The organism is Variovorax sp. PvP013, from assembly GCF_050435945.1.
In the GTDB taxonomy this organism is placed as follows: domain Bacteria; phylum Pseudomonadota; class Gammaproteobacteria; order Burkholderiales; family Burkholderiaceae_C; genus Variovorax.
The window spans coordinates 107,379-130,872 of the sequence record NZ_JBNDLF010000001.1 but is presented as its reverse complement, the minus strand read 5'-3'; the positions used below and the strand labels follow the sequence as shown (position 1 = coordinate 130,872).

Sequence of the window (23,494 nt, the reverse complement as noted above, 5' to 3'; positions counted from 1 at the left end):
GGGTGGGTGGCGGGGCCTGGGGTGCGTTGCGGGAGCGGGACGGCGGGGGTGGCGGTTTGTACACCAGCGCCGGCGAGGCGGACGTCGGCGCCCGCGCCCGGATCGCGACGGCATGGGACGGCACGACGGAGCCACGCCATCGACATGGCGAACCACGTCGTGGCCAGGGCCGAGCCGGTGCCCGTCGCCAGCGCCAACCGCATCCCGTGCCCGCCGACCGGCAAGGTCGACATCGTCCTGTCCACGCTGGGCAGGACGCCCGAGCGCGAGCGGGTGATCGACTTCGCCCGTTCGTGCTCGCCCTTCTTCCAGGCCGTGTGCACGCCCAGGGGCATGCCTCGCGCGGCAGAACCCCGGCCTGAACGCCGGATACAAGCTGCCGCCGAAGGACAGCCCAGCCGCAACGGCGACGTCGACAAGCTCTCGACCAAGTGGCTCGGGCGGCCGGCGGGCGACCTGCCGGTCTGGGCCAGGCCGTCGCCCTCGGCGGCCGATGCGCGAAACCACGCATCGACACCCGGCCTGTCTTCGTCGAAGAATGGTCCATGAATCCATTCCATTCGATGTACCTCGAAAAGCGCATGTCCGCCGCCGACGCGGCGGGCCTGGTGCGCGACGGCGACGCCATCGTCGTGCCCACCGGGGTCGGCGAGCCGCCGATGCTCCTGGCGGCGCTGTCCGAGCGGCGCCTCGAACTGCGCGACGTCCGGGTCAGCCAGATCCTGGCGATGCGCAAGTACGCCTACCTCGACCCCGCGACCACCGCGCACGTGCGCCACGTGGCCTACTTCTTCGGCGGCGCCACGCGCGCCGGCGGCCAGGCGGGCTGGGTCGACTTCATCCCCAACCACTTCTCCGAGATCCCGGCGCAGATTGAGCGCGGCCGGATCGGCGCCGACGTGGTCTTCAGCCTGGCCTCGCCGATGGACGCCGAGGGCAACTTCGCGCTCAGCCTGGGGGCCGACTACACCATGGCGGCGGTGGCCAAGGCGCGGGCGGTGGTGCTGGAGGTGAACCCGAACGTGCCCTTCGCCTTCGGCGACTGCCACGTCCACGTCTCGCGGGTCGCGGCGCTGGTGGAGGACGCGTCGCCGGTGCTGGAGGTGGGCCTGCCGAGCATCGGCCCGGTGCAGGTGGCGATCGCCAAGCATGTCGCCGACATGATCGAGGACGGCTCGACCCTGCAGATCGGCTACGGCGGCATCCCCGACGCGGTGGTCATGCAGCTCGCGCACAAGCGCGACCTGGGCATCCACACCGAGATGATCGGCGACGGCATCCTCTCGCTGGTCGAGTGCGGCGCGGTCACCAACAGCCGCAAGAACCACCATCCGGGGAAGATGGTGGCGACCTTCGCGCTGGGCTCGCGGCGGCTCTACGACTTCATGCACCGCAACCCGATGCTGGAGATGCACCCGGCCAACGTCACCAACGACCCGATGCTCGCCGGCCTCAACGACCGGCTGGTGGCCATCAACGCCACGCTGCAGGTCGACCTGCTGGGCCAGTGCGGCTCCGAGAGCCTGGGCTCGGCGCCCTTCTCCGGCACCGGCGGGCAGGCCGACTTCACCCGCGCGGCCAACCGCTCGCGCGGCGGCAAGGCCTTCATCGTGCTGCCCTCGACGGCGCGCCAAGACACCCTCTCGCGCATCGTCCCGGTGCTCGCGCCGGGCACGCACGTCACCACCAGCAAGAACGACGTCGACCACGTCGTGACCGAATACGGCGTCGCGCAGCTGCGCGGCAAGTCGGCGAAGCAACGGGCGGCGGCGCTCATCGGCATCGCCCACCCGGCGTTCCGCGACGCGCTCGCGGCGCAGGCGCGGATGCTGCACCTGCTCTGAGAGCCGGGGGCGATCAGCCGCCCAGCATCCATCCCGTCGCCGCCGCCAGCGCGACGACCACGACGGGCGACACCCGGCCGACCACCAGCAGCCCGAACGCCGCGAGCCCCAGCGCGACGTCGGCGTTCGAGCGGATGGCGCCGGTCCACACCGGGTCGTACAGCGCCGCCAGCAGCACGCCGACGACGGCCGCGTTGACGCCCGCCAGCGCGCGCCGCGCGCCCTCGCGCCGGCGCAGCGACTCCCAGTACGGCAGGGCGCCCGCCACCAGCAGGAAGGCCGGGACGAAGGTGACCGCCAGCAAGGCGAGCCCGCCGGCCCAGCCGCCGAACGGATGCGGCATGACGGCGCCCAGGTAGGCGCTGAAGGTGAACAGCGGTCCCGGCACCGCCTGCGCCGCGCCGTAGCCGGCGAGGAAGACGTCGTTCGACACCCAGCCGCCGGGCACGACGCCGGCCTGCAGCAGGGGCAGCACCACGTGCCCGCCGCCGAAGACCAGCGCGCCGGCGCGGTAGAAGTCGGCCACGACGCCCAGCGCCGGCGACGCCAGCGCCGTGGCCGCCAGCGGCAGCGCGACCAGCAGCGCGGCGAACAGGCCGAGCAGCAGGCCGCCGGTGCGCCGGCCCGGGCCGGCGGCGCCCGCGCCGTCCGCAGGTTGCGATGCCGATGCCGAAGCGCCGGACCGCGGCAGCCACCGGCCCGCGAGACCGCCCGCGACGATGGCGGCGATCTGCCCGCTCGCCGTCGGCAGCATGAGCACGCCGATGGCGGCGGCGATGGCGAGGCCCGCGCGCGGCCGGTCCGGGCACAGCGACCGCGCCATGCCCCACACCGCCTGCGCGACGATGGCGACCGCGACGACCTTCAGCCCGTGGACGGCGCCCGACTGCGCCAGCGCCTGCCAGCGCGCGATCCCGGCCGCGAACAGGATCAGCGCCACGGCCGAGGGCGCCGTGAAGCCCAGCCACGCCGCCAGCGCCCCTCCCCAGCCGGCGCGCCGCAGCCCGATCGCCATGCCGACCTGGCTGCTCGCCGGCCCGGGCAGGAACTGGCACAGCGCCACCAGGTCCGAGTAGCGCGCGTCGTCGAGCCAGCGGCGGCGCTCGACGAACTCGGCGCGGAAATAGCCCAGATGCGCCACCGGCCCGCCGAAGGAGGTCAGGCCGAGCCGGAGGAAGGCGAGCAGGACCTCGATCACCGTGCCGCGCGCGGCGGAATCGTCGCCGGGGATGGCGTCGCCGTCGGCGGCGGGCGGCAAGGTCGCGGGATCGGAGGACGGCATGGGAATCCGGTGAGGACGGTGCGTTCGACGCGCCGGATGGCGGGCCGCTCGGCATCGATTCTCGGAGATCGCAAGGGCCGGCGCGGCGCCGTGGCGATGCCGTGGCGATGCCGCGGCGACGATGCGGCCCGTGCCTCCCCGACCCGGAACCTGCTTTCCTGCGGACACATCAGCTTTCAGATGACACGGGTCAGCGACGACTCCTCGTGAAAATTCCCGTCGCGGTGCCAGCCGGCATCGACGACCCAACGACCCACGATTCCGAAGAGGTGGTCCCCATGAACAAAAGCATCCTCGCCCTCGCGGCCATCGGCATCGCCTCCACCCTCGCCGCGTGCGACGTCAAGAAGACCGCCGAGGGCAACGTCACGCTGCCCAAGTACGAGAAGACCCAGTCGGGCGACGTCACCCTGCCCAAGTACGACGTCACGGCGCCCAAGGTCGAGGTGACCGAGGAGAAGAAGGTCGTCACCGTGCCCACGGTCAAGACCGAGGAGAAGGTCATCGAGGTGCCCAAGGTCACGGTCACGCCGGCCAAGGACCGCTGAGGCCGTCGCGGACCCGGGCGGCGCGGTCCCGCGTCGCCACGGGCGTCGGGGCGTATCCTGGGTCGATGACCCGCCCATTCCGCCCTCTCCACCTCTTTCGTCCCACCCTTCCCGCCGCGCTCGCCGCGCTGGTCCTGACGCTCGGCGCCACCCACGCGTCGCGGGCCGCCGAACTCGCGCCCGCCGACGCCGCGACGTTCGCGCAGGCCACCTACCGCGACTACTTCGACCTCCTCGCCCTGCCCAACGACGCCATCGTCCCGGCCGACGTGCGCAAGAACGTCGACTGGCTCGAAGCCGCCTTCCGCCGGCGCGGCTTCGCGACGCGGCAGCTGGCCAACGACGGCAAGCCGATGCTGTTCGCCGAACTGCCCGGCGCCGACCCGGCGCGCAGGACGGTGCTGTTCTACATGCATCTCGACGGCCAGCCGGTGATCCCCGCCCAGTGGGCCCAGAAGAGCCCGTGGACGCCGGTGCTCAAGCAGCGCGACGCCCAGGGCGAGTGGCGGGAGATCGACGCCGCCGCGCTGCTCGACGCCCGGGCCGCGTTCGATCCGGAATGGCGCGTGTTCGGCCGCTCCTCGGCCGACGACAAGGCGCCGATCATGATGTTCCTGGCCGCCATCGACGCGCTCAAGGCCCGGGGCGCGGCCGCCGGCGTCAACGTCAAGGTCCTGCTCGACAGCGAGGAGGAGAAGGGCTCGCCCACCATCGGCAAGGTGATGCAGGCGAACCTCGCGCTGCTGCGCACCGACGCCATCGTCATCCACGACGGCCCCATGCACGCCACCAACCGGCCGACGCTGATCTTCGGCAACCGGGGCGCGGCGGCGGCGCGGCTGACGGTCTACGGCGCCAAGGTGCCGCTGCACAGCGGGCACTACGGCAACTACGCGCCCAACCCGGCGCAGCGGCTGGCGACATTGCTGGCGTCGATGAAGGACGACACCGGCCGCGTCACCGTCCCCGGCTACTACGACCGCGTGAAGCTCGGCGAGGCCGAGCGCCGCATCATGGCCGCCGTGCCCGACGACGAGGCCGCGATGCGCCGCCGCCTGGGCATCGCCCGGGCCGACGCCGTCGGCGCCAACTACCAGGAGGCGATGCAGTACCCCTCGCTCAACGTGCGCGGCATGGCCTCGGCGGCGGTGGGCGACAAGGTGGCCAACATCGTGCCCGACCAGGCCGTGGCCGATCTCGACCTGCGCACCACGCCCGACTCCGACGCGAAGTACCTCGGCGGCCTGATCGAGGCCCACCTGCGCAAGCAGGGCTATCACCTGGTGCCCGGCGCGCCGAGCGACGAGGACCGCGCCCGCCACGACCGGCTCGCCACCTTCACCTACCAGACCGGCGGCTCCGACGCGGCCGGCACGCCGATCGACTCGGCCGTCGGCGCCTGGGCCTACGGCGCCATGACCGAGGCCTTCGGCCGCGCCCGAGCCGGTGCGCATCCGCATGATGGGCGGCACCGTGCCCACGGCCGAGATCGTGGAGGCGCTGCGCGTGCCCTTCGCCATCGTGCCGCTGGTCAACGCCGACAACAACCAGCACGCGGCCAACGAGAACATGCGCATGGGCAACTACGTCGACGGCATCCGCACGATCTACAGCCTGCTGACGAGCCCGTTGCGCTGAAGAACCCGTCCCGATCGACATCACGCCTCACGCAAGGACCTCCATGACCCGAACCGCCGTCTTCAGCGCCCGTGCCTACGACCGGCGCTTCCTCGACGAGGCCATGGCGCGCCATGCCGACGCCGAGCGCAGCGAACTCGTCCACGTCGAGGCCACGCTCGGTCCCGACACCGCGGTGCTGGCACGGGACTGTGACGCGGTCTGCGTGTTCGTCAACGACCGCCTGGATGCGCCCACGCTGGCCGCCCTGCACGCATCGGGCGTGCGCGCCGTGCTGCTGCGCTGCGCCGGCTTCAACAACGTCGACATGGCCGCCGCCGCGCGGCTGGACTTCTTCGTGGCGCGGGTGCCGGCCTACTCGCCCGAGGCCGTCGCGGAGCACACCCTGGCGCTGGTCATGACGCTCAACCGCCACACGCATCGTGCCTTCAACCGCGTGCGCGAGGGCAACTTCATGCTCGAGGGACTGCTGGGCACGACCCTGCACGGCAAGACCGTCGGCGTAGTGGGCACAGGGCGCATCGGCCTGGCCACGGCGCGCATCCTGCACGGCATGGGCTGCCGGGTGCTGGGCTGCGATCCGACGCCCTCGGCTGCGTTCGAGGACCTGGGCCGGATGGTGCCGCTCGACGTCCTGCTGGCCGAGTCCGACGTCGTGACGCTGCACTGCCCGCTGACCGAGGCCACGCGGCACCTGATCGACGCCCGCGCGCTGGCGACGATGAAGCCGGGCGCGATGCTAGTCAACACCTCGCGCGGCGCGCTGATCGACACCGGCGCGGTCATCGACGCGCTTAAGTCGCGCCGGCTCGGCCAGCTGGCGATCGACGTCTACGAACAGGAGAGCGAACTGTTCTTCCAGGACCACTCGGGCGAGATCATCGACGACGAGGTATTCCGGCGCCTGATGAGCTTTCCCAACGTGCTGGTGACGGGCCACCAGGGCTTCTTCACCGTGGAGGCGCTGCGCGAAATCGCCGAGGTGACGCTGCGCAACCTGCGCTGCTTCATCGACGGCACCGCCTGCGCCAACGCCGTGACCGCGCCGACGCCGTGACGCCCCGGGGCGGCCGACCCGGGACCTGGCCCCGACGCGACGCCCCGCCCGCGCCTCACATCCGGATGCCGGCGGCCTTGACCGCCGGGCCGAGCGTGTCGACCTGCTGCCTGACGAAGGCACCGAACTGCGCCGTCGTCTCCGGCCGGGCGACGATGCCCAGCTCGGCCGTCTTCTTCTGCACCTCCGGCATCGCCAGCACCTCGTTGCAGGCGGCGTGCAGGCGCGCGACGACGTCGGCGGGCAGCTTCGCGGGGCCGGAGAGGCCGAAGAAGTTCTCCAGCACCAGCTTCGGCTGGCCCACCTCGGCGATGGTCGGCACGTCGGGCAGCAGCGGCGAGCGCTGCGCGCCGGTGACGGCCAGCGGCACCAGCTGGCCGGACTTGAAGAACGGCACGTAGGCGGTCACGACGTCGATGCCCACGGGAATGGTGTTGGCGATCAGGTCGGTGGTCATCGGCGCGCCGCCGCGGTAGGGCACGTGCACCATCTGGATGCCGGTCGCCTTCTTCAGCAGTTCGCCGTGGATGTGGCCGATGGAGCCGGGGCCGCCGGAGCCGAACTCGATCTGGCCGTCCTTGCGCGCCTTCTTCTCGAAGTCGGCGTACGACGCGATGCCCGAGGGCTTGCTCGCCATGAGGACGAGCGGCGCGCCGCCGAAGTAGGCGATGTGCGTGAAGGCCTCGACCGGGTCGTAGGGCTGCTTCTCCAGCGCGAAGGGACCGAGCGCGATCGGCGTGCTGTTCGACAGCATCAGCGTGTAGCCGTCGGCCGCCGCCGCCGCGACCTGCGCGCCGCCGATGGTGCCGCCGGCGCCCGGCTTGTTGTCGACCACCACCGCCTGGCCGAGCCTGCGCGCGAGCTGCTCGGCCACCACCCGCGCCAGCACGTCGCTGGCGCCGCCGGGCGGGAAGGTCACGACGATCTTGACGGGCCGGTCGGGCCATTGCGCGAAGGCGGGCAGCGCGGCGGCGGCCGTGCCGGCGGCGAGCGTCCTCAGGACATGGCGGCGCGAGATGGACGGGAGGTGGAAGTTCATGGCGGGAGCTGGTGAGGTGGTTCGACGTCGCGCCGCACGCGCGGCGCGCCGGTCCGGACCGAAGCAGGAACCGCGCCCGCGCGACCCCGCGCGGCGCCTGCCTCAGCCGCCCGAGATCGCGCGCCAGGCCTCGTACAGGTCCTCGTCGGCCTCGTCGCGCACCGGCAGGCCGACGAGCCGGGTCTCGCGCCGCGCCGGCGGGCGCGCGATCTCGTCGTAGCCGCGCATCGCCGACAGGCCGTACGCCGCGCCGGTCTCCTCGTCGTAGGCGTAGTACACCGCCGCGACGCCGGCCAGGTGCATCGCGGCCAGGCACATCGCGCAGGGAAAGCCGCTCGCGTAGACGACGCAGCCGCTCAGGTCGGTGCCGCCCAGGGCGCGGGCCGCCGCGCGCACGGCCTGCATCTCGGCGTGGGCCGAGGGATCGCACAGCGCCTCGACCTCGTTGACGGCGCGCGCCAGCACCTGCCCTCGGCGCACGAGGACGGCGCCGAACGGCCAGGTGCGCCGCTCGCGCACGTTGCCCATCGCCAGGCGGATGGCGTCGCGCAGGTGGACCGCGTGGCTTGCGTGGTCGGCGGGTTCGTCGCGGTGCGGGGTCATGCCGGTCTCCTCGTGTCGGATGGATCGAAACGGATCAGGGCGCCTTGCGAAACACCACGACGTGCTGCCACGGCAGGCCCGGCGCGGTGCGCTCCCAGGTCAGGGCCTGGACCTCGGCCTCGCGGCGGATCTGGGCCTCGCTCATCTTGTGCAGGGTCTTGATCGGCACGGCCGGGTCCTCGGCGCGGTACTCGACGAAGACCACGCGGCCGCCCGGCTTCAGGGCGCGCACGATGCTCGCGAGCACCTCGTGCGGGCGGGCGAGTTCGTGATACACGTCCACCATGACCGCCAGGTCGACCGAGCCGGGCGCGAGGCGCACGTCGGTCTCGGTGCCGAGCGACGGCTCGATGTTGGCCAGCCCTTCCCGCCTGGCCGCCTGGCCGAGCAGCGCGACCATCTCGGGCTGGACGTCCACCGCCAGCACCCGGCCCGAGGGCGCCACCGCGCGCGCCATGCGCCGCGACAGGTAGCCGGTGCCGGCGCCGACGTCGGCGACCACCAGGCCGGGGCGCAGGTCGAGCAGGCGCAGCAGCACGTCGGTGCGCTCTTCCTTCTCGCGCTCCTCGCGCTCCAGCCAGGCCGCGCCCTGCCAGCCCATGACCCGCGAGATCTCGCGCCCCATGTAGCGCCGGCCGATGCCGTCGGCGCTCGGCGGCGCGGCGGTGTAGCGATCGGCCGGGGCGGCGGACCCCGCCTCGGCCGGTGGCGCGGCCGGCGACGCGACCGCGCCCCGGGCCGGCGCGATCGACGGCGCGAGCAGCAGCGCGGCGATCAGCCCCCAGCCCGCGAGGCCCGGCGAGGCGGGCGAACGGGGCGACCCCGGCGGGCGGCCCTCGGCCGGCGGTGCCGGGCGAGGACCGGGCGAGGCGGCGCGTTCCATCATCGCGCCGGCATCGCCGCCGGCACCGCGGGCATCGCCGGCGCCGCCACCGGCTTCTTCGCCGGTTCCAGCCCGCTCTTGCGGATGACGGGCTCGGCCGCCGACGAGGTGAAGTACGCGATCATCTCCTTGGCCGCCTGCGGCTGGCGCGCCGTGGTGGCGATGCCGGCGGAGAACACCGTCATGCGCTGCACCTCGGGCGGCAGCACGCCGATGAAGTCGGCGCCGGCCACCGGCAGCAGTTCGCTGACCTGCTGCAGGCCCAGGGCGGCGTCGCCGCGCGCCACCACGGTGGCCACGCGCTCGCTCAGGATGCGCTGGCTCTTGGGCTTGACCTGCGCCTCCAGGCCCAGGTTCTTCAGCATCTCGGTCTCGTAGTAGGTGCCGCTGGCGCTGGCCGAATAGGCGATCGACGGTGCCGCCAGCAGCGTGCGCTTGAGGGCCTCGACGGTGCTGATGTCCGGCCGGGGCGCGCCCTTCTTCACCGACATGCCGATGAGCGAGTTCACCAGGTCGACCTGGCTGCCCGCCACCACCTTGCCCTGCGCGACCAGCGCGTCGAGCGCCGGGCGCGCCAGGATCACCACGTCCACCGGCTCGCCGCGCGCCATGCGGCTGGGGATCGAGTCGGTCGCGCCGCCCATCGACGAGCCGTAGGCCGTCTTGACCACGCTGCCGCTCAGGCGCTCGTAGGCCGGACGCAGTTCGTCGTACGCGGCGGCGAAGCCCCCGGAGGTCATGACGTTGATCTCGGTGGTGACCGGCACCGGCGCGATCGGCGCCGAGGTCGGCTTGACGACGCCGGCGCAGCCCGCGAGCGCGAGGGCGGCGAGCCAGACGGCGGCGCGGCGGGTGACGGGCGCGAGGCGCGAGGCGATGGGTGACGCGGTGGTGGCGACGTCGCGTTCGGAATCGGAAGGCTGCATGGGATGTCTCGACAGGGAGGTTGGAAGTGCGCCCATGCTAGGCCGCCAGCCTGTCATTCAGCCATCAACGGCCTCGGGGTTATCACCGAGTCCACCCACCGGTGCCGCGGGCTCAGTCGAACTGCAGGCCGCCGTTGAGATCGAGCACTTCGCCGGTGATGAAGCCGCTCAGCGGATGCGCCAGGAACAGCACGCTGTGGGCCAGTTCCTCCAGCTCGCAGAAGCGGCCGACCGGGATCTTCGCGCGCAGCTCGGCCTGGCGCTCGGGGCTCACCTGCTCGGTCAGCATCTGCGTCTTGACGAAGGTCGGCGCCAGGGCGTTGCAGGTGACGCCGAAGGCGGCGTACTCGCGCGCGAAGCTGAAGGTCAGCGAGACCACGCCGCCCTTGCTCGCGGCGTACGCCGGCACCGGCGACAGGCCGCCGGTCTTGGCGCCGAAGGACGCCATGTTGACGATGCGCCCGAAGCCGCGCGCCTTCATGCCCGGCGCCACGCGCTGGCTGACGAAGAAGACGCCGTCGAGGTTCACGCGCAGCGTCTTGTGCCACAACGCGGGCGTGGTCTGCTCGCAGTTGGCGTAGGCCAGGAAGCCGGCGTTGTTGACGCAGACGTCGATGCGGCCGAAATGCGCCTCGACCTCGCCGCACACGGCCTGCACCTGCGCCTGGTCGCTCACGTCCATGACGAAGCAGGCCAGCCGGTCGCCGTGGTCGGCCAGGGCCTCGGCGACGGCGTCGGTGCGCAGGTCGGTGGCGGCGACGCGGTAGCCGGCATCGAGCAGGGCGCGGGCGATGGCCAGGCCCATGCCGGCGTTGGCGCCGGTCACGAGCGCGACCTGGTCGGCGATGGCGGGGGTGTCGAAGGGGTTCTTCATGGCGATGGGCTTTCTCGTGCTTTCAGGTTCGTTCGTCGGACGCGGCGAGTTCGGCCAGCGCGGTGCCGACGTCCGTGGCCTGGATGCGGCCGAGCCAGTGGGCGACGCGCGAGGTCCAGCGCGGGTCGTCGGCGAGGTCGGTGCCCCAGACCTCGGGCACGGCCGTCAATGCGCGCACCGTGCCGGCGGCATCGCCCCGGTGGCGCAGCGCGACCGCGTGCAGCGCGGCGCCGCGCGGGTCGGCGATCTCGTAGGGTTCGCCCCGCTCGTCGGTGCCCAGCAGATAGCGGAACCAGACGGCCGTGGCGAAGGCCAGCGGCTCGACGCCCCGCCCCGCCGCCAGCGACTCGCGCAGGGTCGGCCCCCAGCGCAGCGGGATCTTCAGCGAGCTGTCGCCGGCGATCTGGTGGACGCGGTGGCGCAGCGCCGGATTGGCGAAACGCTCGAGCAGCGCGTCGCGGTAGGCCGCACCGCCGGGGCGCGTCAGCAGCGGCATGACCACGCGCGTCATGTAGCCGTGCACGAAGTCGCGCACCGCCGGCATCGCCACGCCGTCGGACACGGTCGGCCAGCCCTGCACGGCGCCGATCAGCGCCAGCGCGGTGTGGCTGCCGTTGAGCATGCGCAGCTTGGCGTCCTCGAACGGCTTGACGTCGTCGACCACCGTGACGCCGGCGGCGGCCAGCACGTCGGCGTCGGCCGGATCGGCGAAACGCCGCTCGATCACCCACTCCCAGAACGCCTCGGTGGCCAGCGCGCCGGCGTCCGACACGCCCAGCGCGGCGGCGGCATCGTCGCGCTGCCGGTCGGTGGCGGCCGGCACGATGCGGTCGACCATGCTGTTGGGGAAGGCGCAGCGGGCGTCGATCCAGTCGGCCAGCGCGGCGTCGCCCCGGCGCGCCGCCGCGTCCAGGCACAGGCGCCGCAGCCGGTGGCCGTTGTCCGAGAGGTTGTCGCACGAGGCGATGGTCAATCCGCCCTGCCCGGCCGCGCGGCGCGCGGCCAGGCCGTCGACCAGCAGGTCGGCCAGCGGCTCGCCGTAGCCCTTCTCGGTGACGGTGAGCGTGACCCAGCGCGTGGCCGGCGCGGCCAGGGCCTCGACGACGCGCTGCGGCTCGCGCGCGGCGACGCAGGTGCGCAGCAGCGAACCGACCACCTGCCAGCGCGCGCCGGCGCGGTCGGCGATCTGCACGGCGTAGAGCCCGTCCTGCGCCGCCAGCGCGTCGGCCAGGCCGGTGCTGCGCATGGCCACGCCCAGCACGCCCCAGCGCGGGTCGCCGCCCTGCAGGAGGCGGTCGAACACCAGCGCCTGGTGGGCACGGTGGAAGGCGCCCAGGCCGAGGTGGACGACGCCGGGCACGAGCGCCGCGCGGTCGCAGGTCGGCAGCGTCGCGCGGTCGGTCGCGGTGTCGGACATGGCGGCGCCGGCGTTCGCCAGCCAGACGGCATCGAGTGAATTCATGGGCAACTGGATCGATGAAGAGCCACCGATTGGACGACCGGACCCACCCATCCACGATCGTGGTAAACCACTATTTCGCTCGATTGGCTTACCAATTCAAAATTGGTCCAACCAATCAGGACACGCCATGGTGCTTCATCTCATCCGGCCCGACGACGACGTCGACAACGCGCCCAAGCCCGCCGACCGCTCCTACCAACGGCTGGCCACGCAGCTGCTCGCGCTGATCGCCCAGGGCGAATTCAAGGTCGGCGAGCGCCTGCCGTCGGAACGCGCCCTGGCCGAGCGCTTCGACGTCAGCCGCACGTCGGTGCGCGAGGCGACCATCGCGCTGGAGCTGCAGGGCGTGGTGGAGGTGCGCGGCGGCTCGGGCATCTACGTGACGCAGGCCACGGCGACGCCGATCGCGCAGAACGCCTTCGTGCCGGCCACCGAGCCCGGCCCGATCGAACTGCTGCGGGCGCGCTGCCTGATCGAATCGGAGATCGCCGCGCTGGCCGCCGAGACCCGCAAGGACCGCGACCTCGACCTCATCTTCTCGGCCCTGGCCGACATGCGCGAGACCATGGACGACAAGGAGAAGAACGAGGCGGCCGACGAACTGTTCCACCTGCGCATCGCCGAGTCGACCGGCAACAGCGTGCTGCTGCAGATGGTGACGGGCATGTGGGCGCAGTCGAAGGGCCCGGTGTGGACCCGGATGGAGGGGCATTTCCACACGCCCGACCTGCGCCTGGCCTCGCACGCCGACCACCAGCGCATCTTCAAGGCCCTGCTGGGACGCGACCCGGTCGCCGCCCGCACCGCCATGCGTGCCCACCTGGAGCGCGTCATCGGCGAATTCGCCCAGGCCTGGCGGTAGGGACCACCCCCAGGCTTGCGCGCTTCGCGTCGCAGCGCCCACCCCCTTCGAGGGGGCGACAACGGCGGACTGGCGGAGCCAGTTCCGCGGTGTCTCTGGCAGGAGGGTGCGGGGGTTGGGTGGATGGGCATTGCGCACCGGTCGGGATTTCGAAGGCACACAAGGAGACGAGCATGAGAAAAGCAACGAGACAAGGCAGCGTCGTCGGGCACGCGCTCGCGGGCCTCGCGCTGGCCGCGGCCGGCGCCGCGGCCTGGGCGCAGACCCCACCGCCGCCCGGCGCCAGCCCGCGCATCGACGCCATCCGCAAGGCCGGCGAGCTGCGCGTGGGGGTGCTGCAGAACACGCCCTGGCTCAACGAGAACACCACCGGCAACGGGCCGGCCTGGGACGGCCCGGCCTGGCTGCTGGCGACCGAGTACGCGCGGCTGCTGGGCGTGACGCTGCGTCCCGTCGCCGTGTCGCACGAGACCAAGGTGCCGGTGCTCGCGGCCAACCAGGTCGACATGACGATCAGCCCGCTGGGCGAGACGCCCGAGCGCCTGAAGGTGGTCGACTTCGTCATCTACTCGACCACCAGCGTGTGCATGTTCGGCCGCGCCGGCAACGAGAAGCTGGCCAAGGCGGCCTCGGTCGACGACCTCGACCGCCCCGACATCACCATCGCCTACTTCACCGGCGGCGCCGAGGAGAACTGGGTCAAGGAGCGTTTCCCGAAGGCGAAGCTGCGTGCCGTCGCGAGTTCGGGCGCCACCGCGCCGGTCGAAGAGATCATGGCCAAGAGGGCCGACGCGGCACCGATCAACCGGGTCCCGTGGGTGAGCCTGAACAGGAAGGTCAAGGGGCTGGTGGTCTACCCGAAGGACAACAACTGCCAGGACAGCCAGGAGAAGGCCTCGCCGGTGGGCCTGGCGGTCGACAAGAACCAGGGCGTCTACCTCGACTGGCTGCGCAGCGTGGAGAAGACCCTGCAGGGCGCGCTCACCGCCGACGAGCGACGCATCGTCGAGAACATCAAGTAGCCGCCCGCGATCCGCGGCGTCCCGCCGCCCAGCGCGATGCCTGTCCGCATCGCATCGACATTCCAAGACAACCGGAGACCCGACATGCAGCACCCGAACACCTTCCGCCCCGGCGCCCTCAGAGCCCTCGTCGTCGCCGCGCTGCTCGCCGGCACGTCGCTCGCCGCCGTGGCCCAGACGCCGCCCCCGCCCGGCGCCAGCCCGCGCATCGACGCCATCCGCAAGGCCGGCGTGCTGCGCGTGGGCGTGGTCAACAACCCGCCGTGGCTGGCGCAGAACACCACCGGCGAGGGCGAGCCGTGGTCGGGGCCGTCGTGGACGCTCGGCAAGGAGTTCGCCAAGCTGCTGGGCGTGAGGATCGAGCCGGTGCCGGTGAGCCACGAGACCAAGGTGCCGGCGCTGATCGCCAACCAGATGGACATCATGATCGGCCCGCTCAACCAGAACGCGGAGCGCTCCAAGATCATCGACTTCGTGACCTTCTCCAGCACCGGCGTGTGCATGTTCGGCCGCGCCGACAACCCGAAGTTCACCAGCGCGAAAACGCTGCAGGACTTCAACCGGCCGGAGATCACGATGGCCTACTTCTCCGGCGCCGGCGAGGAGCCGCTGGTGCGCGAGCAGTTCCCCAACGCCAAGCTGCGCGGCGTGGCCAACTCCGGCTCGGTCGCGCCGATCGAGGAGGTCATGGCCGGGCGTTCCGACGTCGCGCCGCTCAACCGCATGCTGTGGCCCAACATCAGCAGGAAGGTCAAGGGCCTCGCCGTGTTCCCGAAGGAGAACAACTGCCAGGACAGCAAGATCTTCGAGATCAAGACCGGCATGGGCGTGAACAAGAACGAGCCGGCCTACCTGGACTGGCTGCGCGAGGTCGAGAAGCGCATGCAGCCCGCGCTCGCGGCCGAGGAAGCGCGCATGACGCAGAACCTGAAGTGAGTCCCGCGCGCGCGGCACGCCCATGGACATCGACCTCTCACCGCTGACCGAGAACTGGCGCTTCTTCGCCAGCGGCTTCGGCGTGACCATCGCGCTGAGCGTGGTCAGCGCGATCACCAGCCTCCTCACGGGCCTGGTGATCGCCCTGCTGCGCCTGTACGGGCCGCGCTGGCTCGGCGTCGTGCTGACCTTCTACGTCGACACCATGCGCGCCATCCCGGTGCTGGTGGTGCTGGTGTGGATCTACTTCGCCTTCCCGATCCTGGCGGGCGTGACCTTCCCGCCGTTCTGGGCGGCGCTGGTGGCGCTCACGCTGCACATCGCGGCCTACGCCTCGGAGATCATCCGCGCGGGCATCGAGTCGATCCGTCCCGGCCAGACCCGCGCCGGCCTGGCCATCGGCATGTCGCGCGCGCAGATCCTGCGCAAGATCGTGCTGCCGCAGGCCACGATCCGCATGCTGCCGGCCTTCGGCTCGGTGCTCACCATGGCCATCAAGGACACCGCCATCGCCACCGTCATCGCGGTGCCGGAGCTGATGCACCGCGCCGAGACCGTCGCCGGCCAGAGCTACCGCCCGGTGGAGGTGTTCACCTTCGTGATGGTCCTGTACTTCCTGCTGCTGTTCCCGGTCACGCGCGTCGTCGACCGGCTCTACCAGCGGCTCGCCCACCTGGGACGCTCATGACGCTCGACTGGAACGTGGTCTGGACCCACCGCGACGCGCTGCTCCACGGCGTCGCGCTGACCATCGGCCTGACGGTGGCGACGATGCTGCTGGCCGTGCCCGGGGGCATCCTGCTGGCGCTGATGCGCCTGTCGTCGAACCGGCTCGTGAGCGACGCCGCGCTGTGGTTCGTCGAGTTCTTCCGCAACCTGCCGCTGATCCTGGTCATCTACTGGGCCTTCTACGTCATGCCCATGGCCTTCGACGTGCAGTTCTCGGCCCTCACGACCGCCCTCGTGGCGCTGGTGCTCAACGTCTCGGCCTACAACGCCGAGACCTTCCGCGCCGGCATCAACTCGATCCGCAAGGGCCAGATGGAAGCCGCGCTGGCGATGGGCATGTCGCGCCGCCAGGCGATGTTCAAGGTCGTGATCCCGCAGGCGGCGCGCCGCATCCTGCCGGTGGTCGCGAGCACCTGGATCTCGCTGTTCAAGGACACCTCGCTGGTCTCGGTCATCGCCGTGGGCGAGCTGGCCTACACCGCCATGCAGATCCGCGCGCAGAGCTTCCGCGTGCTGGAGATGCTCACCGCCATGGCCGTCCTGTACTGGCTCATGGGCTATCCGCAGGCCAAGCTGGTCGACTGGATCCACAGGAAATACGGAGTCAAGGAATGAACGGTCCCGCCGCCACCGCCGCCCGCAAGGGCGCGAACCAGCCGCCGGTGCTGGTCTACGAGAACGTGCGCAAGCTCTACGGCGACTTCGTCGCCCTGAACGGCGTCTCGCTGCAGGTCAACAAGGGCGAGGTGATGTGCCTGATCGGCCCGTCGGGCTCGGGCAAGTCGACCCTCCTGCGCTGCACCAACGCCCTGGAGACCCTGAACGGTGGCCGCGTGCTGCTCGACGGCGTGCCGTTGCCGGCCAAAGAGTCCGAGGTGCGCAAGGTGCGCCAGCGCATGGGCATGGTGTTCCAGAGCTTCGAGCTGTTCCCGCACAAGTCGGCGCTGGACAACGTCGCCATGGGCCCGATCACGGTGCTGGGCATGGACGAGGCGCGGGCGAAGCAGCGCGCGATGGCGCTGCTCGACAAGGTCGGGCTGGCCGCCAAGGCGGGCAACTTCCCGGCCAACCTCTCGGGCGGCCAGCAGCAGCGCGTGGCCATCGCGCGCGCGCTGGCGATGGAGCCGGAGGTGATGCTGTTCGACGAGCCGACCTCCGCGCTCGACCCCGAGACCGTCGGCGAGGTGCTCAACGTGATGAAGAAGCTCGCCGAGGAAGGCATGACGATGATCGTCGTGACGCACGAGATGAGCTTCGCCCAGCGCGTGGCCAACTGGGTGGTGGTGTTCGAGAACGGCGCGATCCTGGAGGAGGGCCCGCCCGGGCAGATCTTCGACCACCCGACCGTGGCGCGCACGCGCGACTTCCTGGGCCACCTCGGCTGGAACGGCTGAACGACCCGACCGCGCCGCCCCGCCCCGCTCCGCCTCACGGCACCGCCCTCCTTCCCCTGCGATCTTCACCCATGAAAATCACCAACGCCCGCGTCATCGTCTGCAGCCCCGGCCGCAACTTCGTCACCCTGAAGATCGAGACCGACGAGGGCCTCACCGGCATCGGCGACGCCACGCTCAACGGCCGCGAGCTGGCCGTCGCGGCCTACCTGACGGAGCACGTCGTGCCCTGCCTGATCGGGCGCGACGCGCACGCCATCGAGGACCTCTGGCAGTACCTCTACAAGGGCGCCTACTGGCGGCGCGGGCCGGTGACGATGAGCGCCATCGCCGCCGTCGACACCGCGCTGTGGGACATCAAGGCCAAGGCCGCCGGCCTGCCGCTCTACCAGCTGCTGGGCGGAGCGAGCCGCACCGGCGTGATGGTCTACGGCCACGCCAACGGAACCGACATCGAGCACACCGTCGACGAGGTGCTGCGCTACGCCGACATGGGCTACAAGGCGATCCGCGCGCAGAGCGGCGTGCCGGGCCTGGACAAGGTCTACGGCATCGGCAAGGCCGGCGCCAAGGTCTACGACCCGGCCGACGCCAGCCTGCCGGGCGAGCACGACTGGTCGAGCGAGAAGTACCTGCGCTTCGCGCCGAAGCTGTTCGAGCGCATCCGCGAGAAGCTGGGCTTCGAGCACCACCTGCTGCACGACGTGCACCACCGCCTCACGCCCATCGAGGCGGCGCGCTTGGGCAAGTCGCTCGAGCCGTGCAGCCTGTTCTGGATCGAGGACCCGACGCCGGCCGAGAACCAGGAAGCCTTCCGCCTGATCCGCCAGCACACCACCACGCCGATCGCCGTGGGCGAGGTCTTCAACAGCCTGTGGGACTGCAAGGACCTGATCGAGCACCAGCTGATCGACTACATCCGCGCGACGGTCGTGCACGCCGGCGGCATCACGCACCTGCGCCGCATCGCCGACCTGGCCGCCATCTACCAGGTGCGCACCGGCTGCCACGGCGCCACCGACCTGTCGCCGGTGTGCATGGGCGCGGCATTGCACTTCGACCTCTGGGTGCCCAACTTCGGCATCCAGGAGTACATGGCGCACACCGAGGAGACCGACGCCGTCTTCCCTCATGCCTACACCTTCGACCGGGGCATGCTGCACCCGGGCGAGGCGCCGGGCCACGGCGTCGAGATCGACGAGGCGCTGGCCGCCAAGTACCCCTACGAGCGCAAGTACCTGCCGGTCAACCGGCTGCAGCACGACGGGACGCTCTGGAACTGGTAGGCCGCCCACCGGCGAGGGGGAAAGCCGTGGCGTGTCCTGAAGAACCAGCGACTCACTCCATCTCGACGACGATCTTTCCTTTGGCTCGTCCGCGGGCCAGGTACGCCAGTGCGTCCTCGGCCCGCTCGAAAGGGAAGATCGTGTCCACGACCGGCCGCACACGCTCCGCCTGCAGGAGTTCGCCGATCTGCCCGAGCTGGTGGCCATCGGGGCGGACGAACAGAAAGGTGTAGTCGATGCCCCGCCTCGTCGAAAGCCCGATCGTTTTTCGACTCATGAGCCGGAACACCAGCGTCAAGACGGGATTCAGCTTCCGGGACCTGGCGAACGCGGCGTCCGGAGGACCGACGAGCGAGACGATCCTGCCGCCAGGCCTCAGGATGCCGATGGCTCTGGCCACCGTGTCGCCTCCGACCGTGGCGAGCACCACGTCGTGATCCTCCAGCACGGTCTCGAACCGCTGCCGCCCGTAGTCGATGATCTCGTCGGCACCCAGGCCGCGCACCAGTTCGATGCCACCGGTGCCGACCGTGGTCGACACGTGGGCGCCGAAGTGTTTTGCCAACTGGATGGCGAAGGTGCCGACGCCGCCCGACCCTGCCGGAATGAACACCTTCTGCCCCGCTTCCATCCCGGCGCGCTCCTTCAGGGCTTGCCAGGCAGTCAATCCGACCATCGGGATGGAAGCCGCCTGCGCGAAGCTCAGGTTCGAGGGCTTGAAAGCGGCAGCGCGTTCCGACACCACGGTGAATTCGGCGAGCGAACCCGTCCCCGAATCGAACACACTGGCGAAGATCGCATCGCCCGGCTTGAAGCGGGTCACGCGATGGCCTGTCTCCACCACCACGCCGGCGAGATCGCTGCCGAGCGTGGCGGGCAGGTCGACGCGCAGCAAGGACTTGAACGTGCCTTTCGGAATCATGTTGTCGATCGGATTCAACCCCGCGGCATGAACCCGGACGAGCAACTCATCGGGCCCCGGCGCGGGCCGGGGAATCTCGTCGAACCCGATGCCGGGCGACTTGCCGTAACGCTTGAATGTCAGTGCCTTCATGATCTTGGTCGAGGTGGGTCGTCGGCGGGTCGCGGGACCGACTGGAGCTCCGGGCCCGGGGATGGCGTCGTGGCCGGCCCGTGCCCACCGCCGGGTCGGACGCGGTGATCTCGATCAGGCCCGCGTCCGGTAACGCTCGGCGGCATGGGCTTGCCGGACGTCCGACAGCAGCCCCTGGCGCGCGCCGTCGAGCGCGTCCCAGCGTCCGGCCACGTGCAGCGGCGGGATCGTCACCCGCTCGCGGCGGTCGAAACCGACCAGGGCTGCATCGACCAGTTCACCCACGTCCATCAGGTCGGCCATCGCATCGACGTCGATGCCGGCGCGTCCCCAGATCTCGGTGCGCGTGCCGGCAGGCAGCACTGCCTGCACGTAGACGCCCCTGGGCGAGAGTTCCAGTTCGAGGCCCTGCGACAGGAACAGCACGAAGGCCTTGGTGGCGCCGTAGATCGACATGCCGTATTCCGGCGCGAAGCCCACCACCGAGCCGATGTTGACGATCGCGCCGGCCCCGGCTTCCATGAAACGCGGTGCCACGGCGGCGGCCAGCCGCGTCGGCGCCGTGGCGTTGAGCATGATCAGGCGCTCGATGTCCTGGGCGGTCTGCCGCGCGAAACCACCGGACTGCGCCATGCCGGCGTTGTTGATCAGGATCCCGATCCGGGCATCGTCCCGCAGTCGGTCCTCGACGACGGCGATGTCGGTCGACCGGGTCAGGTCGGCCCGTAGCACCTCGACGGTCACGCCGCAGTCGCTGCGCAGGCGCGAAGCCGAAGCCGCCAGACGCGCCTCGTCGCGCGCGACGAGCACGAGGTCGTGGCCACGGCGCGCGAAGCGCTCGGCATAGGCGGCGCCGATGCCGCTGGAGGCACCGGTGACGAGGACGGTGGATCGCGCGAGCGTCGGGCCGCCCGGGCCGGAGGATTCCAGAAGCGTTTTTGGGGTCATGTCGTTCGATTTCCGTGGTGGACGTGGAGTCAATGATTACGAACAACATCTAAAAAGTCAATGCTTTGATGACGATCGACATCAATGTATAGTGATCCCTTCCGCTGGCATCCAACCATTTCAAAGGAACGATGAAGGTCACCAAGGCACAGGCACAGGCCAATCGGGCCCATGTGGTGGAAACGGCATCCGCCCTGTTTCGGGAGCGCGGCTACGACGGCGTCGGTGTCGCCGACCTGATGGCCGCCGCCGGGTTCACCCATGGCGGCTTCTACAAGCAGTTCCGCTCCAAGGCCGACCTGATGGCGGAGTCGGCCGCCTGCGGCATCGCGCAGACGGCGGCGCTGAGCGCCGGAGCGGACCTGCGGACGTTCGTGCGGCACTATCTCGCGCGCGAGCACCGCGACGCGCGCGCGACCGGTTGCACCATGGCCGCGCTGGGGGCGGACGCCGCGCGTCAGCCGGAAACGGTCCGGGCCACGTTCGCTGCCGGCATCGAGAGCCTGCTGGCCGCGCTCGAGTCGGAAGGTGGCTCGGCCGATGCCGAGAACCCTGCGAACGCGGGTCACAGGCGTGCCGACGCGCTCGACCTGCTGGCCCACGTGGTTGGCGCCATCGTCATGTCGCGCGCCTGTCCGGACGATTCGCCGCTGGCCGACGAAATCCTCTCGGCATGCCGCGACAAGATCCTCGCCTCGCTGGATTCTTCGCTCGCCCCGGCCAGCGAGCCTGGGCGCGACGACGCACTGCCCACCCGTTCCTAGGACCGGTCGACGGGCCACCGCGCAACGGCACGCTCCGGAGCAGGCCGGCTCGTCGTCCGGGCCCGCTCAGTCCGCCCCGTCCGACCCGTCCCCGAACGCGGCCAGCAGCTCGTCGGCGAAGCGCCGCGAGCCGGTCAGCGTCAGCGCGACCGCGTGCCAGCCGCCCTCCTCCACGACGACCTGCAGGTCGTCGTCCCAGTCCATGCCCTCGTCGACCGGACCGTGCGTGTGCGGAAAACGCTCGCCGGCCCAGTCGAGCACCCGCCGCACCTCGGCCATCACGTCGGCGTGCCGCGCCGCGGGCGTGGCGGCCAGCGCCTCCAGGGTGACGACACCGTCGGCGTCATCGCTCCGGTCGAAGGAAAGGTAGCGCAGGGGGCTCATGGCGCGCGGGACGCGGCTACAGCACGCCGGTGGAGATCGCCGGCACGGCGGCGATGACGATCAGCCCGACGATGAGCGCCACGATGTAGGGCCAGATGGCGCCCATGGCCTCGTCGGGCGAGACGTTGCCGATGCGGCAGGCGATGTAGAAGCCCACGCCCACCGGCGGCATCATCAGGCCGATGTTCATGGCCACCACCACGACCATGGCGTAGTGGACGTCGTTGATGTGGAGGGCGCGGGCGATGGGGAACATCAGCGGCGCCATCAGCAGCAGCGCCGGCAGGCCCTCGAGCACGCAGCCCAGCGCCAGGAACAGGACGATGGTCACCGCCATGAAGCCCCAGGCGCCGCCGGGCAGTTGGGTCATGAAGCCGGCGATGGACTGGGCCACGCCCGACTGCGTGATGGCCCAGGCCATCGCCAGCGCGGTGCCCAGGATCATCAGCACCGCGCCGCTGAGGGCGGCCGTCTCCACCAGCATGGCGTAGAACCGGCGCGCGCCGATGCCGCCGTAGAGCACCATGCCGATCGCCATCGCGTAGAGCACGGCGATGGTCGAGACCTCGGTGGCGGTGGCCACGCCGCCGCCCACCGCGCCGCGGATGAGGAAGGGCAGCACCAGCGCCGGGCCGGCGACCAGCAGCGACTTGCCGATGGTGCCGAGCGAGGCGCGCCGCACGCCGCCCAGGTCCTCCTTGCGCGCCTTCCAGCGCGCGAGCACGGCCAGGGCGACCAGCAGCACCGCCGCCACCGTCACGCCGGCCTGGAACAGCCCGGCGATGGACACGCCGGCCACCGAGCCGAGCACGATCAGCACGATGCTCGGGGGCACCGTGTCGGCCATGGCCGCGCCGGTGGACAGCAGCGCGATCATCTCCTTGGGTTTCTGGCCGCGGCGCTTCATCTCGGGGAACAGCGCCGGCGCCACGGTGGCCATGTCCGACACCTTGGAGCCGGAGATGCCCGAGACGATGAACAGCGAGCCCAGCAGCACGTACTGCATGCCCCCGCGCACGTGGCCGATGAGCGAGGCCAGGAACTCGATGATCGCCTTGCCCATGCCGGTGGCGTCGAGCACGCAGCCCAGCAGCACGAAGATCGGCACCGACACCAGGATCATGCTGGACATGCCCTCGTCCATGCGGCCGATCACGACGTCGATCGGGATCTGCGTGCTGAAGGCCAGGAAGCTCACCGTGCCGATGCCGAAGCAGAACGCGATCGGCACGCCGGCGAGCAGCGAGACGCCCACGAAGCCGATCAGGAACAGGGCGATGTTGAGGTTGCCCAGGTCGCCAATGGCCGGCGCCAGCCACCAGCACAGCGCGCCCACGCCCGCCACCGCCGCCGCGGCCACGGCGAGTTCGGCCGCCGCGCACTGGCGCCAGGCCTGCGCGAGCACGGTCAGCAGCATGGCGCCGATGCCGAAGGCGATGGCCGCCACGCGGAAGCTGTTGGGGATGTCGAGCGCCGGCAGCGACACGATCCATTCGCTGTGGACGTACTCGACGGCCGGTCGCACCAGCGCGCCCAGGAAGGCGGCCACCACCAGCAGCCCGAAGGCGTTGACGTACCCCTGCGCCCCGGGCGGCAGCTTCTGCAGGAAGATGGTGAGGCGCAGGTGCTCGTTGCGGTGGATGGCGATGACCGAGCCGAGCATGGCCAGCCACAGGAAGCAGATCGACACCACCTCGTCGATCCAGACCACGGAGATCGAGAACAGGTAGCGCGCGCAGACGCCCGTGAGCATCAGCACGATGATCGCCGCGGCCAGCGCGGCCCCGGCCATCTCCACCGGGCGCACGAGGAAGCCGCTCGCCGGCGCGGCCGGCGCCACCAGGTCGTCGGGCAGGATGAAGGCGGCGGCCGGGTCGCTGGCGGGAAGGGGGGCGGCGGTGGTGCTGGTGCGGGTCATGGCGGATGCGGACGGTGCGGCCGGGACGGCCGGGCGGCTGG

23 protein-coding genes and 1 pseudogene are annotated in these 23,494 nt (G+C 71.3%); 13 read left to right on the top strand and 11 right to left on the bottom strand.

What is annotated here, in order from left to right; translation table 11 throughout:
- The first annotated feature begins 144 nt into the window (after positions 1-144).
- Complete coding sequence (locus ABID77_RS00655) at positions 145-549, top strand: transporter substrate-binding domain-containing protein (RefSeq protein WP_429589429.1); 405 nt, start codon at positions 145-147, stop codon at positions 547-549.
- Positions 546-1,844, top strand: coding sequence for an acetyl-CoA hydrolase/transferase family protein (locus tag ABID77_RS00650; protein WP_429589426.1), 1,299 nt, complete (start codon positions 546-548; stop codon positions 1,842-1,844). Before ABID77_RS00655 ends, ABID77_RS00650 begins: the two co-directional genes overlap by 4 nt.
- A gap of 13 nt (positions 1,845-1,857) precedes the next feature.
- On the opposite strand, the gene chrA is transcribed toward ABID77_RS00650, so the two are convergent.
- Positions 1,858-3,126, bottom strand: coding sequence for a chromate efflux transporter (chrA, locus tag ABID77_RS00645; RefSeq protein ID WP_429589423.1), 1,269 nt, complete (start codon positions 3,124-3,126; stop codon positions 1,858-1,860).
- A gap of 278 nt (positions 3,127-3,404) precedes the next feature.
- Between chrA and ABID77_RS00640 the strand changes: the two genes are divergently transcribed.
- From ABID77_RS00640 to ABID77_RS00630, 3 genes and pseudogenes are all read left to right on the top strand, one after another.
- Positions 3,405-3,674, top strand: a complete 270-nt coding sequence (locus ABID77_RS00640; protein WP_429589420.1) for a hypothetical protein — start codon at positions 3,405-3,407, stop codon at positions 3,672-3,674.
- A gap of 65 nt (positions 3,675-3,739) precedes the next feature.
- A pseudogene (locus ABID77_RS00635) lies at positions 3,740-5,312 on the top strand (M20/M25/M40 family metallo-hydrolase).
- Between the two features lie 43 nt (positions 5,313-5,355).
- On the top strand, positions 5,356-6,369 hold the full coding sequence (locus ABID77_RS00630; protein WP_429589417.1) for a 2-hydroxyacid dehydrogenase: 1,014 nt from the start codon (positions 5,356-5,358) through the stop codon (positions 6,367-6,369).
- Positions 6,370-6,424: 55 nt separating this feature from the next.
- Here ABID77_RS00630 and ABID77_RS00625 read toward each other — a convergent pair whose 3' ends face one another.
- The 6 genes from ABID77_RS00625 to ABID77_RS00600 all read right to left on the bottom strand — a co-directional run bounded on the left by ABID77_RS00625 (position 6,425) and on the right by ABID77_RS00600 (position 12,156).
- A complete protein-coding gene (locus tag ABID77_RS00625; RefSeq protein ID WP_429589414.1) occupies positions 6,425-7,408 on the bottom strand; it encodes a Bug family tripartite tricarboxylate transporter substrate binding protein in 984 nt (327 codons plus the stop codon).
- A 102-nt stretch (positions 7,409-7,510) separates the two neighbouring features.
- On the bottom strand, positions 7,511-8,011 hold the full coding sequence (locus ABID77_RS00620) for a nucleoside deaminase (RefSeq protein WP_429589411.1): 501 nt from the start codon (positions 8,009-8,011) through the stop codon (positions 7,511-7,513).
- Between the two features lie 34 nt (positions 8,012-8,045).
- Positions 8,046-8,897 carry a class I SAM-dependent methyltransferase gene (locus tag ABID77_RS00615; protein ID WP_429589408.1) on the bottom strand — a complete coding sequence of 284 codons (852 nt, stop codon included), beginning with the start codon at positions 8,895-8,897 and terminating at the stop codon, positions 8,046-8,048.
- Positions 8,894-9,820: a substrate-binding domain-containing protein gene (locus tag ABID77_RS00610; RefSeq protein ID WP_429589405.1), complete on the bottom strand. Its 927-nt coding sequence runs from the start codon at positions 9,818-9,820 to the stop codon at positions 8,894-8,896. Before ABID77_RS00610 ends, ABID77_RS00615 begins: the two co-directional genes overlap by 4 nt.
- Before the next feature lie 112 nt (positions 9,821-9,932).
- Positions 9,933-10,694, bottom strand: coding sequence for an SDR family NAD(P)-dependent oxidoreductase (locus tag ABID77_RS00605; RefSeq protein ID WP_429589402.1), 762 nt, complete (start codon positions 10,692-10,694; stop codon positions 9,933-9,935).
- 22 nt (positions 10,695-10,716) lie between these two features.
- The gene (locus ABID77_RS00600; RefSeq protein WP_429589399.1) at positions 10,717-12,156 is read right to left on the bottom strand and encodes a mannitol dehydrogenase family protein; all 1,440 of its coding nucleotides are present in this window, start codon (positions 12,154-12,156) and stop codon (positions 10,717-10,719) included.
- Positions 12,157-12,283: 127 nt separating this feature from the next.
- Between ABID77_RS00600 and ABID77_RS00595 the strand changes: the two genes are divergently transcribed.
- The 7 genes from ABID77_RS00595 to manD all read left to right on the top strand — a co-directional run bounded on the left by ABID77_RS00595 (position 12,284) and on the right by manD (position 18,385).
- The gene (locus ABID77_RS00595; RefSeq protein ID WP_429589397.1) at positions 12,284-13,018 is read left to right on the top strand and encodes a FadR/GntR family transcriptional regulator; all 735 of its coding nucleotides are present in this window, start codon (positions 12,284-12,286) and stop codon (positions 13,016-13,018) included.
- Between the two features lie 173 nt (positions 13,019-13,191).
- Positions 13,192-14,040: a substrate-binding periplasmic protein gene (locus tag ABID77_RS00590; RefSeq protein WP_429589394.1), complete on the top strand. Its 849-nt coding sequence runs from the start codon at positions 13,192-13,194 to the stop codon at positions 14,038-14,040.
- Between the two features lie 84 nt (positions 14,041-14,124).
- A complete protein-coding gene (locus ABID77_RS00585) occupies positions 14,125-14,976 on the top strand; it encodes a substrate-binding periplasmic protein (RefSeq protein WP_429589391.1) in 852 nt (283 codons plus the stop codon).
- 22 nt (positions 14,977-14,998) lie between these two features.
- Positions 14,999-15,664, top strand: coding sequence for an amino acid ABC transporter permease (locus ABID77_RS00580; protein WP_429589388.1), 666 nt, complete (start codon positions 14,999-15,001; stop codon positions 15,662-15,664).
- Positions 15,661-16,320, top strand: a complete 660-nt coding sequence (locus tag ABID77_RS00575; RefSeq protein WP_429589386.1) for an amino acid ABC transporter permease — start codon at positions 15,661-15,663, stop codon at positions 16,318-16,320. Before ABID77_RS00580 ends, ABID77_RS00575 begins: the two co-directional genes overlap by 4 nt.
- Positions 16,317-17,099, top strand: a complete 783-nt coding sequence (locus tag ABID77_RS00570) for an amino acid ABC transporter ATP-binding protein (RefSeq protein ID WP_429589383.1) — start codon at positions 16,317-16,319, stop codon at positions 17,097-17,099. Before ABID77_RS00575 ends, ABID77_RS00570 begins: the two co-directional genes overlap by 4 nt.
- A 71-nt stretch (positions 17,100-17,170) precedes the next feature.
- The gene (manD, locus tag ABID77_RS00565) at positions 17,171-18,385 is read left to right on the top strand and encodes a D-mannonate dehydratase ManD (protein WP_429589380.1); all 1,215 of its coding nucleotides are present in this window, start codon (positions 17,171-17,173) and stop codon (positions 18,383-18,385) included.
- Positions 18,386-18,437: 52 nt separating this feature from the next.
- Here the strand turns inward: manD and ABID77_RS00560 are convergent, their stop codons facing one another.
- Together ABID77_RS00560 and ABID77_RS00555 are read right to left on the bottom strand one after the other, a co-directional pair.
- Entirely contained in the window at positions 18,438-19,439 is a 1,002-nt protein-coding gene (locus tag ABID77_RS00560) for an NADP-dependent oxidoreductase (protein ID WP_429589377.1), read from the bottom strand.
- Positions 19,440-19,553: 114 nt separating this feature from the next.
- Entirely contained in the window at positions 19,554-20,387 is an 834-nt protein-coding gene (locus ABID77_RS00555) for an SDR family NAD(P)-dependent oxidoreductase (RefSeq protein WP_429589373.1), read from the bottom strand.
- Between the two features lie 131 nt (positions 20,388-20,518).
- Here ABID77_RS00555 and ABID77_RS00550 point away from each other — a divergent pair, with 131 nt between their 5' ends.
- Positions 20,519-21,151, top strand: coding sequence for a TetR/AcrR family transcriptional regulator (locus tag ABID77_RS00550; RefSeq protein ID WP_429589370.1), 633 nt, complete (start codon positions 20,519-20,521; stop codon positions 21,149-21,151).
- 66 nt (positions 21,152-21,217) lie between these two features.
- Here the strand turns inward: ABID77_RS00550 and ABID77_RS00545 are convergent, their stop codons facing one another.
- Positions 21,218-21,535 carry a hypothetical protein gene (locus tag ABID77_RS00545; protein ID WP_429589367.1) on the bottom strand — a complete coding sequence of 106 codons (318 nt, stop codon included), beginning with the start codon at positions 21,533-21,535 and terminating at the stop codon, positions 21,218-21,220.
- A 16-nt stretch (positions 21,536-21,551) separates the two neighbouring features.
- Positions 21,552-23,453 (bottom strand): TRAP transporter large permease subunit, encoded by a 1,902-nt coding sequence (locus ABID77_RS00540; RefSeq protein ID WP_429589363.1) that lies wholly within the window; start codon positions 23,451-23,453, stop codon positions 21,552-21,554.
- Positions 23,454-23,494: the final 41 nt, after the last annotated feature.

Bases quoted from the DNA above. Each gene is read 5' to 3' on its own strand.
- ABID77_RS00560 (WP_429589377.1), bottom strand. From the start codon at position 19,439: ATGAAGGCACTGACATTCAAGCGTTACGGCAAGTCGCCCGGCATCGGG.
- ABID77_RS00630 (WP_429589417.1), top strand. From the start codon at position 5,356: ATGACCCGAACCGCCGTCTTCAGCGCCCGTGCCTACGACCGGCGCTTC.
- ABID77_RS00550 (WP_429589370.1), top strand. From the start codon at position 20,519: ATGAAGGTCACCAAGGCACAGGCACAGGCCAATCGGGCCCATGTGGTG.
- ABID77_RS00545 (WP_429589367.1), bottom strand. From the start codon at position 21,535: ATGAGCCCCCTGCGCTACCTTTCCTTCGACCGGAGCGATGACGCCGAC.
- ABID77_RS00590 (WP_429589394.1), top strand. From the start codon at position 13,192: ATGAGAAAAGCAACGAGACAAGGCAGCGTCGTCGGGCACGCGCTCGCG.
- ABID77_RS00555 (WP_429589373.1), bottom strand. From the start codon at position 20,387: ATGACCCCAAAAACGCTTCTGGAATCCTCCGGCCCGGGCGGCCCGACG.
- ABID77_RS00615 (WP_429589408.1), bottom strand. From the start codon at position 8,897: ATGATGGAACGCGCCGCCTCGCCCGGTCCTCGCCCGGCACCGCCGGCC.
- ABID77_RS00655 (WP_429589429.1), top strand. From the start codon at position 145: ATGGCGAACCACGTCGTGGCCAGGGCCGAGCCGGTGCCCGTCGCCAGC.
- ABID77_RS00620 (WP_429589411.1), bottom strand. From the start codon at position 8,011: ATGACCCCGCACCGCGACGAACCCGCCGACCACGCAAGCCACGCGGTC.
- ABID77_RS00610 (WP_429589405.1), bottom strand. From the start codon at position 9,820: ATGCAGCCTTCCGATTCCGAACGCGACGTCGCCACCACCGCGTCACCC.
- ABID77_RS00585 (WP_429589391.1), top strand. From the start codon at position 14,125: ATGCAGCACCCGAACACCTTCCGCCCCGGCGCCCTCAGAGCCCTCGTC.
- chrA (WP_429589423.1), bottom strand. From the start codon at position 3,126: ATGCCGTCCTCCGATCCCGCGACCTTGCCGCCCGCCGCCGACGGCGAC.
- ABID77_RS00595 (WP_429589397.1), top strand. From the start codon at position 12,284: ATGGTGCTTCATCTCATCCGGCCCGACGACGACGTCGACAACGCGCCC.
- ABID77_RS00570 (WP_429589383.1), top strand. From the start codon at position 16,317: ATGAACGGTCCCGCCGCCACCGCCGCCCGCAAGGGCGCGAACCAGCCG.
- ABID77_RS00625 (WP_429589414.1), bottom strand. From the start codon at position 7,408: ATGAACTTCCACCTCCCGTCCATCTCGCGCCGCCATGTCCTGAGGACG.
- ABID77_RS00600 (WP_429589399.1), bottom strand. From the start codon at position 12,156: ATGAATTCACTCGATGCCGTCTGGCTGGCGAACGCCGGCGCCGCCATG.
- ABID77_RS00650 (WP_429589426.1), top strand. From the start codon at position 546: ATGAATCCATTCCATTCGATGTACCTCGAAAAGCGCATGTCCGCCGCC.
- ABID77_RS00580 (WP_429589388.1), top strand. From the start codon at position 14,999: ATGGACATCGACCTCTCACCGCTGACCGAGAACTGGCGCTTCTTCGCC.
- manD (WP_429589380.1), top strand. From the start codon at position 17,171: ATGAAAATCACCAACGCCCGCGTCATCGTCTGCAGCCCCGGCCGCAAC.
- ABID77_RS00540 (WP_429589363.1), bottom strand. From the start codon at position 23,453: ATGACCCGCACCAGCACCACCGCCGCCCCCCTTCCCGCCAGCGACCCG.
- ABID77_RS00605 (WP_429589402.1), bottom strand. From the start codon at position 10,694: ATGAAGAACCCCTTCGACACCCCCGCCATCGCCGACCAGGTCGCGCTC.
- ABID77_RS00575 (WP_429589386.1), top strand. From the start codon at position 15,661: ATGACGCTCGACTGGAACGTGGTCTGGACCCACCGCGACGCGCTGCTC.
- ABID77_RS00640 (WP_429589420.1), top strand. From the start codon at position 3,405: ATGAACAAAAGCATCCTCGCCCTCGCGGCCATCGGCATCGCCTCCACC.